Source organism: Streptomyces sp. NPDC025618 (genome assembly GCF_055558795.1).
Genome location: NZ_JBVHLW010000056.1, coordinates 22,727 through 31,356, shown reverse-complemented (window position 1 = coordinate 31,356; position 8,630 = coordinate 22,727). Strand labels below are relative to the sequence as shown.

Here is an 8,630-nt window from a genome sequence, read left to right as displayed (position 1 = left end):
GGCTGCGGGCCGGTTCGCCGCCTGCGGCGGGAGCGCCCTGCGGGCGCGTCCTCAAACGCCGGACGGGCTGGATTGTGCGGACCGTAGCCAGCACATTCAGCCCGTTGGGGGCACCTCTGGGGGCACCCCCGGACGGAGTCTGGGGGAGGTAGCTGGGGGAGTTTGAGGACAACGCGGCGAAGCCGCGTTGCTGGGGGTCTGGGGGCTTGCCCCCAGTTTCGGGAAGGGGCGGGGCTGGGGAAAAGCCCGCCGCAGGTGCGAACCGGGCCGCGTCCTCCTACGACAAGAACCCCCGCAACAACGCCGCCGTCCCACAGCAATGCTCCCGCATCACCTCGCGAGCCGCATCCGCCTCACCCGCAAGCACCGCCTCCACCAGCGCCGCATGCTGAAGCTGCGAATGCTCGAGGTTGCGGACCAGCAGGGGAATCCGGTCGAGCAGGCCGTTCACCGTCGCCCGCACCGCCGCGTACTGCGTGGCCAGCGTCGGGGAACCCGACAGCTCCGTCAGGGTCAGGTGGAAGAGCGTGTCCAGGCGGCGGTAATCGGTCAGCGGGGCGTCGTGCGTGGCGGCCAGGGCCGTGCGCAGGCGGGTGGACTGGGTCTCGTCCAGGCCGTGCGTCGCGCACAGGCCCGCCGCGCCCACCTCCAGCACCTCGCGGAAGCGCAGCGTGTCCTCGACATCGACCTCCACCTGAGGCAGGGTTGCCGTGCGGGCGTGGACGAACGTCCCTCCGTACCGGCCGCGCCGGCTCTCCACCAGTCCCTGCTCCTGAAGCACCTTCAGCACCTCGCGCAGGGTGACCCGGCTGATCCGCAGCCGTTCGGCCAGTTCGCGCTCGGAGGGCAGACGTTCGCCCTCCGGCACCAGCCCCAGGCGGACGATCTGGAGTATCTGCTCCAGCGCCTCCTCGAAGCCGTTGCCCGCGCGGACCGGTCGCAGCACCGGCGCCAGCCGGTCCGCCGAACTCCCGTCCATCGAGCCCCCTTCCCAATCAATGGTCTACGGGCCTACCTTAAGACCTCCCGGTCGGACCGACAGGAGGCAACACCGTGGCAGACCGCACGCCCCCGCTCGCCGTCGAGGAGCTGCGCAGGCTCGTGGACGCCGGGGAGATCGACACCGTCGTCCTCGCCTTCACCGACATGCAGGGAAGGCTCCAGGGCAAGCGGTTCGCCGCCCCGTACTTCCTCGACCAGGTCCTCGACCACGGCACCGAGGGCTGCAACTACCTCCTCGCCGTGGACGTCGACCTCAACACCGTGCCCGGCTACGCCATGTCGTCGTGGGAGCGCGGCTACGGCGACTTCGCCATGCGCGCCGACACCGCCACCCTGCGCCGCGCCCCCTGGCACCCCGGCACCGCGCTGGTCACCGCCGACCTCGCCTGGCACGACGGCTCGCCCGTCCTCGCCTCCCCGCGGCAGATCCTGCGCGGCCAGCTCGACCGGCTCGCCGAGCACGGCTGGAGCGCGTACGCGGGCACCGAGCTGGAGTTCATGGTCTTCAAGGACACCTACGAGGAGGCGTGGGGCCGCGCCTACCGCGGGATGACCCCCGCCAATCAGTACAACGGCGACTACTCCGTCCTCGGCACCGGCCGCGTCGAGCCGCTGCTGCGCCGCATCCGCAACGAGATGGCCGGCGCCGGGCTCACCGTCGAGTCCGCCAAGGGCGAGTGCAACCTCGGCCAGCACGAGATCGTGTTCGTCTACGACGAGGCGCTCACCACCTGCGACCAGCACTCCGTCTACAAGACGGGCGCCAAGGAGATCGCCGCCCAGGAGGGCATGGCGCTCACCTTCATGGCGAAGTACGACGAGCGCGAGGGCAATTCCTGCCACATCCACCTCTCGCTGCGCGACGAGGCCGGGCGGCCCGTGCTCGCCGACGACGACGGCCCGTACGGCATGTCGAAGACGATGCGGCACTTCCTGGCCGGACAGCTCGCCGCGCTGCGGGACTTCACTCTGCTCTACGCGCCGAACATCAACTCCTACAAGCGCTTCCGCCCCGGCTCCTTCGCCCCCACCGCCGTCGCCTGGGGACCGGACAACCGCACCTGCGCCCTGCGCGTCGTCGGCCACGGCCCCTCGCACCGCTTCGAGAACCGCCTGCCCGGCGGCGACGTGAACCCCTACCTCGCCGTCGCGGGCATGGTCGCCGCCGGTCTCCACGGCGTCGAGCAGGAGCTTGAGCTGCCCGACGCCTGCACGGGCAACGCCTACGCGGCGGACGCCGCCCACGTGCCGACGACGCTGCGCGAAGCGGCGGACCTGTGGGAGGCGAGCCCCATAGCGCGGGCGGCCTTCGGCGACGAGGTCGTCGAGCACTACCTCCACATGGCACGCGTCGAGCAGGCGGCGTACGACACGGCCGTCACGGACTGGGAGCGCTTCCGTTCCTTCGAGCGCATGTAAGGACATCGCGTTGCACGAGATCATCAACCCCGCGACCGAAGAGGTCGTCGCCACCGTCCCCGCCTCCACACCGCGGGACGTCGACGCCGCCGTCCAGCGGGCCGCGCGGGCGCAGGCCGGCTGGGCGGCCCTCGCCCCCGGCGACCGCGCCCGCCACCTGCGCCGCTTCGCCGCCGCGGTCGACTCCCACCTGGAGGAGCTGGCGCAGCTGGAGGTCCGCGAGGCCGGGCACCCCATCGGCAACGCCCGCTGGGAAGCGGGCAACGCCCGCGACCTGCTCGACTACGCCGCCTCCGGCGTCGAGCGCCTCAACGGCAGCCAGATCCCCGTCGCCGGGGGCCTGAACGTCACCTTCCACGAACCGCTCGGCGTCGTCGCCGTGATCGCCCCGTGGAACTTCCCGATGCCCATCGCCGCCTGGGGCCTCGCCCCCGCGCTCGCGGCGGGCAACGCCGTACTCCTCAAACCCGCCGAGACCACCCCGCTCACCGCCCTGCGGCTCGCCGGACTCGCCCTGGAATCCGGCCTGCCCGAGGGCCTCTTCCAGGTGCTCCCCGGCGACGGGCCCGTCGCGGGCGACGCCCTGGTCGAGCACCCCGGCGTCGCCAAGGTCGTCTTCACCGGCTCCACCGCCGTCGGCAAGCAGATCATGGCCAAGTGCGCCGCCGGTGTGAAGCGCGTGACCCTCGAACTCGGCGGCAAGAGCCCCAACATCGTCTTCGCCGACGCCGACATCGAGCGGGCCGCCGCGGCCGCCCCCGGCTCCTTCCTCGACAACTCCGGCCAGGACTGCTGCGCCCGCAGCCGCATCCTCGTCCAGCGGAGGGTCTACGACCGCTTCATGGAGCTGCTGGAGCCCGCGGTGCGCGCCTTCACCGTGGGCGACCCGACGGACCCGGCCACGCGGATGGGCCCGCTGATCTCCGCCGTGCACCGGGAGCGCGTACGGGCCTACGTCCGCGAGGACGCCCCGGCCGCCATCCGCGGCGAGGCCCCCGCGGGCAAGGGCTTCTGGTATCCGGCCACCGTGCTGGAGTCCGCGCCGGAGGACCGCCTCGCCGCGGAGGAGATCTTCGGGCCCGTCGCCGTCGTCATCCCCTTCGAGGACGAGGCCGACGCCGTACGGATCGCCAACGCCACCGACTACGGCCTCTCCGGGTCGATCTGGACGCGCGACGTCGGCCGGGCGATCCGCGTCTCCCGCGCCGTCGCGGCGGGCAACCTCTCCGTCAACTCCCACAGCAGCGTGCGCTACTGGACCCCCTTCGGGGGCTTCAAGCAGTCCGGCCTGGGCCGCGAGCTCGGCCCCGGCGCCCTCACGGCGTTCACCGAGACCAAGAACGTGTTCATCAGCACCGAGGAGACCAAGTGACCGACCAGAACCCCGTCTGCCGCCGCCTCGTCGGACGCACGGCCGTGATCACCGGAGCCGGCAGCGGCATCGGCCTCGCCACCGCCCGGCGGCTCGCCTCCGAGGGCGCCTACGTCGTCTGCGCGGACATCTCCGAGGACGCGGGCAAGGCCGCCGCCAAGGAGGTCGGCGGGCTCTTCGCACAGGTCGACGTCACCGACCAGGAGCAGGTCGAGGCGCTGTTCAAGACCGCGTACGACACCTACGGCTCGGTCGACGTCGCCTTCAACAACGCCGGGATCTCCCCGCCCGACGACGACTCCATCCTCACCACCGGCCTCGACGCCTGGAAGCGCGTCCAGGAGGTCAACCTCACCTCCGTCTACCTCTGCTGCAAGGCCGCGCTGCCCTATATGCGGCGGCAGGGCAAGGGCTCCATCATCAACACCGCCTCCTTCGTCGCCGTGATGGGCGCCGCCACCTCGCAGATCAGCTACACCGCCTCCAAGGGCGGCGTGCTGTCCATGTCCCGCGAGCTGGGCGTGCAGTTCGCCCGCGAGGGCATCCGCGTCAACGCCCTGTGCCCGGGACCGGTGAACACCCCGCTGCTGAAGGAGCTCTTCGCCAAGGACCCGGAGCGCGCCGCGCGCCGGCTGGTGCACGTGCCCGTGGGCCGGTTCGCCGAACCCGAGGAGATCGCCGCCGCCGTCGCCTTCCTCGCCAGCGACGACTCCTCCTTCGTGAACGCCGCCGAGTTCCTCGTGGACGGCGGCATCGCGGGGGCTTATGTGACGCCGCTGTAAGGTCCATGATCGAACGCCGGGACCGGCCGCCGTGCCGGTCCCGTCGCACGTCCTGCCCCCACGTACGTAAGAGAACGCATGCGCAAGAAGCCCGCCATCGTCGTCGGCCTCCTGGCCGCCGCGGCCCTCGTCTCCTCGGTGCCCGCCCAGGCGGCGCCCGCCCACGCGGCCCGCCCCGCCGCGAAGTGCCCCCAGCTCTCCACGAAGCTCACGTGGTTCGGTGACAACCGCGCCAAGCTCCAGAAGATGATCGACGAACGGGGCACCTGCTCCGGCAAGGGCGGCCCCCGCCCCGTCGCCGCCTTCGACTGGGACAACACCGTCGTCAAGAACGACATCACCGACGCCACGCTCGCCTGGGCCCTGAACCACGACAAGATCCTGCGGCCCAAGAGCTGGCGCGACACCTCCGCCTGGCTGACCCCGGCCGCCGACCGCGCCCTGACCAAGGCGTGCGGCACCGCCGTGCCCGCCGGCCGCCCGCTGCCCACCTCGAAGAACACCGCCTGCGCCGACGAGATCTTCGAGATCCGCGAGAAGTCGCAGACCATGGCCGGCGAGGCCGCCTTCGCGGGCGAGTGGAACCACCGCCGCACCGTGCCCGCCTACGCCTGGATACCCCAGCTCTTCGCCGGCCGGACGCCCGCCACCCTCACCGCGTACGCCAAGCAGGCGCGCGCCGAGCAGCTCGCCGCGCCCATCGGCCGCAAGCAGACCGTGGGCACGCACAGCATCGCCGGCTACATCCGCTACTACGACCAGCAGAAGGACCTGATCCGCACGCTCAAGGCCGCGGGCTTCGACGTCTACATCGTCTCCGCCTCCTCCGAGCCGATCGCCGAGGCGTGGTCGGGCGGCGTCGGTCTCGACCGCAAGCACACCATCGGCATCCGCAACATCCTCGACCGCCACGGCCGCCTCACCACCGGCATCAAGGGCTGCGGCGGCGTCGCGGACGGCCCCGGCGGGGCCCTGCCGTACATGGACGGCAAGCGCTGCATGATCAACCAGGAGATCTTCAAGATCAAGGGCGCGGCCGCCTGGAAGCAGCAGGACCCTGCGCACCGCATCGCCCTCGGCGCGGGTGACGCCGACACCGACGTGACCTTCGTGAACGACGCCACCGGCGCCCACGTCGCGATCAACCGCAACAAGGCCGAGCTGATGTGCCGCGCCTTCGACGACGCGGACGGCCGCTGGGTCGCCAACCCGATGTTCATCGACCCGATGCCGCGCAAGTCGGGCACGTACCCGTGCGCCACGGTGGGCGCGACGAACGAGGACGGCAGCCATGCGCCTGTGCGGCGGGCGGACGGGTCGGTCATCCCGGATCAGCTGGATCTGGCTTCCTAGGTCCCGTTCTTGGTGCCTTGCGGTGGAGCGCCCTTCGGGGGTGTCCTCAATCGCCGGACGGGCTGGGTGGGTTGGGCGTGGTCGTCCACGTGCGGCGCGTCCGGGTCCGTTCGGCGGGGGCTGATTTCGGTGTCCTTGGCCGGGTCGCCCGTGCTTGCGGCGGGTGTGTCCTCAATCGCCGGACGGGCTGGATGGGTTGGGCGTGGTCGTCCATGTGCGGCGCGTCCGGGTCTGTCCGGTGTGGGCTGATTTCGGTGTCCTTGGCGCCGTGAGGCCCTTGTGCTGTTCGCGGGCGGGCCGGTCCCGCGCGGGGCGGCCCGGCTGATTCTCAAGCCGTCAGGCACGCACGAGTGAGGGTCACAGGAATGTGTGGCCCTCGCCCCGGTACGTCGGCACCGTGCCGACCACCCGGTCGCCCTCGATCAGCCGCAGCGCGTCGAAGCGTTCGCACAGCTCACCCGCCTTGGCGTGCCGGAACCACACCTTGTCGCCCACCAGCAGATCGTCGGCCGGGTGCCCGAGCAGGGGGGTCTGCACCTCGCCCGCGCCCTCGCGCGCGTCGAGGCGCAGGCCGGCCGGGAGCCAGGGCACGGGCAGCCGGTCCCGGCCCGCCGCGCCCGACGCCGGACAGCCGCCGCCCGCCACCGTCACCACGCCCACCCCGGGGCGCCGCACCACCGGCAGCGCGAACAGCGCCGCCGGGCGGCCCCGGAACGAGCTGTAGTGGTCGAACAGGCCCGGCATGAACAGCCCCGACCCCGCGGCCACCTCCGTCACCGCGTCCTCGGCCGTCGTGGACTCCACACTCCCCGTGCCACCGCCGTTGACGAACTCCAGCTCCGCCACCGCCCGTACGGCCCGCACCGCCTCCGCCCGGCGCGCCGCGAGCTCCTCGCGGGCCACCGACTGCATCAGCCGCACGGCACGGGACCGCAGCGGCCGGCCCGCCACCGCATCGCCCACGCCCGCCACATGCGCCTCGTACGCCATCAGCCCCACCAGCCGGAAGCCGGGCCGCCTGTCGATCGCCCGCGCCACCTCCGCCAGCCGCACCGGATCGCGCAACGGCGAACGCAGCGCGCCGATCCGCACCCGGCCGCCGAGCAGCCGCAGCGATGTGTCCATCTCCAGACAGACCCGGACCTCCTCGGAACGTCTGCCCCCGGCACGCGCCGCGTCGATCAGCGCGAGCTGCGCGGGATCGTCCACCACCACCGTGACCGCGGCCGCCAGCTTCGGGGCCGACGTCAGCTCGGCGAAGCCCGCCCGGTCCGCCGACGGATACGCCAGCAGGACATCCGGGAACCCCGACCGCGCCAGCCACAGCGACTCCGCGAGCGAAAAGCTCATCACCCCCGAGAAGCCGTCCCGCGCCAGCACCCGCTCCAACAGGGCCCGGCAGCGCACCGACTTGCTCGCCACCCGCACCGGCTTGCCGCCCGCCCGCCGGAGCAGATCCCGCGCGTTGGCGTCGAACGCCTGGAGGTCGACCACCGCCAACGGCGCGTCGAGAGCGGCGGTGGCCCGGTCGTAGCGGGCCCGATCGGCGGGGGAACCGGCGACACGAGGCGACATGCGCGCAGCTTGCCAGAGGGAGTCCGGCCCTGAACAGGGGCCGCACGACGGCGATGGCCGAGCCCGCCGCCCGCCCCGTAGAGTGACGGGGCGTCCGGACAGGAACCGGCGAGCGGGCTCGCGAGGGGGAGAGCGCAGGTTGACTACGGAAGCGGAGCCACCTCCGACAGGGGTGCGCCCGAATCCCACCCTGAACGAGCTCCCGGTACGCGCCAGGCCCGGCGGGGGACCGGCACCGTCCGTGCCCCGGCCGCGGATGCCGTATCCCCTGTATCCCCTCCATCCTCCCTGCCCTGCCACGCCGCCGCCCGTCCCCGCGGCCCCCGTGCGCCCCAGGACCTCCGCCGTAAGGACCGCCGCGGCGGCCACCTGCCTGATCCTCGGTATCGGCCTCATCGCCGGTGCCGCGGCCGGGAGTTGGCTCACCGGCGCGTCGGACCGGCAGTCCGCCGCGGAGCGCGCCTTCGAGCGCGGCCGCGCCCTCTGGCACACCCTCCCCGTGGACAGCCTCTTCCCCCGCAGGATCCACGCCGACTCCGCGGGCCCCGGGGGAGCGGGCCGCGACTGGACCCGCGTCGGCGTCGCCCCCGAGAGCGACTGCGCGGGAGCCTTCGACGCCCTCCTGACGAAGGCGCTCGCCCCCGTGGGCTGCGAGCGGCTGCTCCGCGCCACGTACACCGACGCGACCGCCACCCGCGTGACCACCGTCGGCCTCCTGGTCACCGCCACCGACGGCACCGGCATGCGCGCCCTGCGCAAGCGCTTCTCCGACGAACGGCTCGACAGACGTGCCGACCTGATGCCCCGCCCGTACGCCCCCGGGGGCACCGTGGCCGAACACTTCGGTGACGCGCAGCGCGCCAGCTGGCACCTCAGCGTCCTGACCGACCTGCCCGCCGTCGTCTACGCGGTGTCCGGCTTCGCGGACGCCCGCACGGGCACACCCCCGCAGCCGGCCGCGGAGGCGGTCGCCCCCGGAGCCACCACGGCCCCGGCCCAGGCGGGGCTCGGGCACGACGCGATGGCCCTGGCGGACCGTCTGGAACGCGGGCTCCAGCAGGCGGTACGGGGCGGTACGGGCGCGGCAGCGGCCGAGGGCGGCCGGGAATGAGGGCGTTCGTCATGGG

General features: G+C 73.0%; 7 protein-coding genes. 5 read left to right on the top strand and 2 right to left on the bottom strand.

Features of this window, described 5'->3' with window-relative positions; all coding sequences use genetic code 11:
* Positions 1-277: 277 nt before the first annotated feature.
* The gene (locus ACZ4A5_RS29130; RefSeq protein WP_467590646.1) at positions 278-979 is read right to left on the bottom strand and encodes a FadR/GntR family transcriptional regulator; all 702 of its coding nucleotides are present in this window, start codon (positions 977-979) and stop codon (positions 278-280) included.
* A 74-nt stretch (positions 980-1,053) separates the two neighbouring features.
* On the opposite strand from ACZ4A5_RS29130, the gene ACZ4A5_RS29125 reads away from it, so the two are divergent.
* From ACZ4A5_RS29125 to ACZ4A5_RS29110, 4 genes are all read left to right on the top strand, one after another.
* Entirely contained in the window at positions 1,054-2,421 is a 1,368-nt protein-coding gene (locus tag ACZ4A5_RS29125; protein ID WP_467590643.1) for a glutamine synthetase family protein, read from the top strand.
* 4 nt (positions 2,422-2,425) lie between these two features.
* Complete coding sequence (locus ACZ4A5_RS29120) at positions 2,426-3,793, top strand: aldehyde dehydrogenase family protein (RefSeq protein ID WP_467590649.1); 1,368 nt, start codon at positions 2,426-2,428, stop codon at positions 3,791-3,793.
* The gene (locus ACZ4A5_RS29115; protein WP_467590640.1) at positions 3,790-4,575 is read left to right on the top strand and encodes a 3-oxoacyl-ACP reductase; all 786 of its coding nucleotides are present in this window, start codon (positions 3,790-3,792) and stop codon (positions 4,573-4,575) included. The genes ACZ4A5_RS29120 and ACZ4A5_RS29115 overlap by 4 nt, the downstream gene beginning before the upstream one ends.
* 78 nt (positions 4,576-4,653) lie before the next feature.
* A complete protein-coding gene (locus ACZ4A5_RS29110) occupies positions 4,654-5,928 on the top strand; it encodes an HAD family hydrolase (RefSeq protein WP_467590637.1) in 1,275 nt (424 codons plus the stop codon).
* 357 nt (positions 5,929-6,285) lie between these two features.
* On the opposite strand, the gene ACZ4A5_RS29105 is transcribed toward ACZ4A5_RS29110, so the two are convergent.
* A complete protein-coding gene (locus tag ACZ4A5_RS29105; RefSeq protein WP_467590635.1) occupies positions 6,286-7,503 on the bottom strand; it encodes an alanine racemase in 1,218 nt (405 codons plus the stop codon).
* Positions 7,504-7,828: 325 nt separating this feature from the next.
* Between ACZ4A5_RS29105 and ACZ4A5_RS29100 the strand changes: the two genes are divergently transcribed.
* Positions 7,829-8,614, top strand: a complete 786-nt coding sequence (locus ACZ4A5_RS29100) for a hypothetical protein (protein ID WP_467590633.1) — start codon at positions 7,829-7,831, stop codon at positions 8,612-8,614.
* Positions 8,615-8,630: the final 16 nt, after the last annotated feature.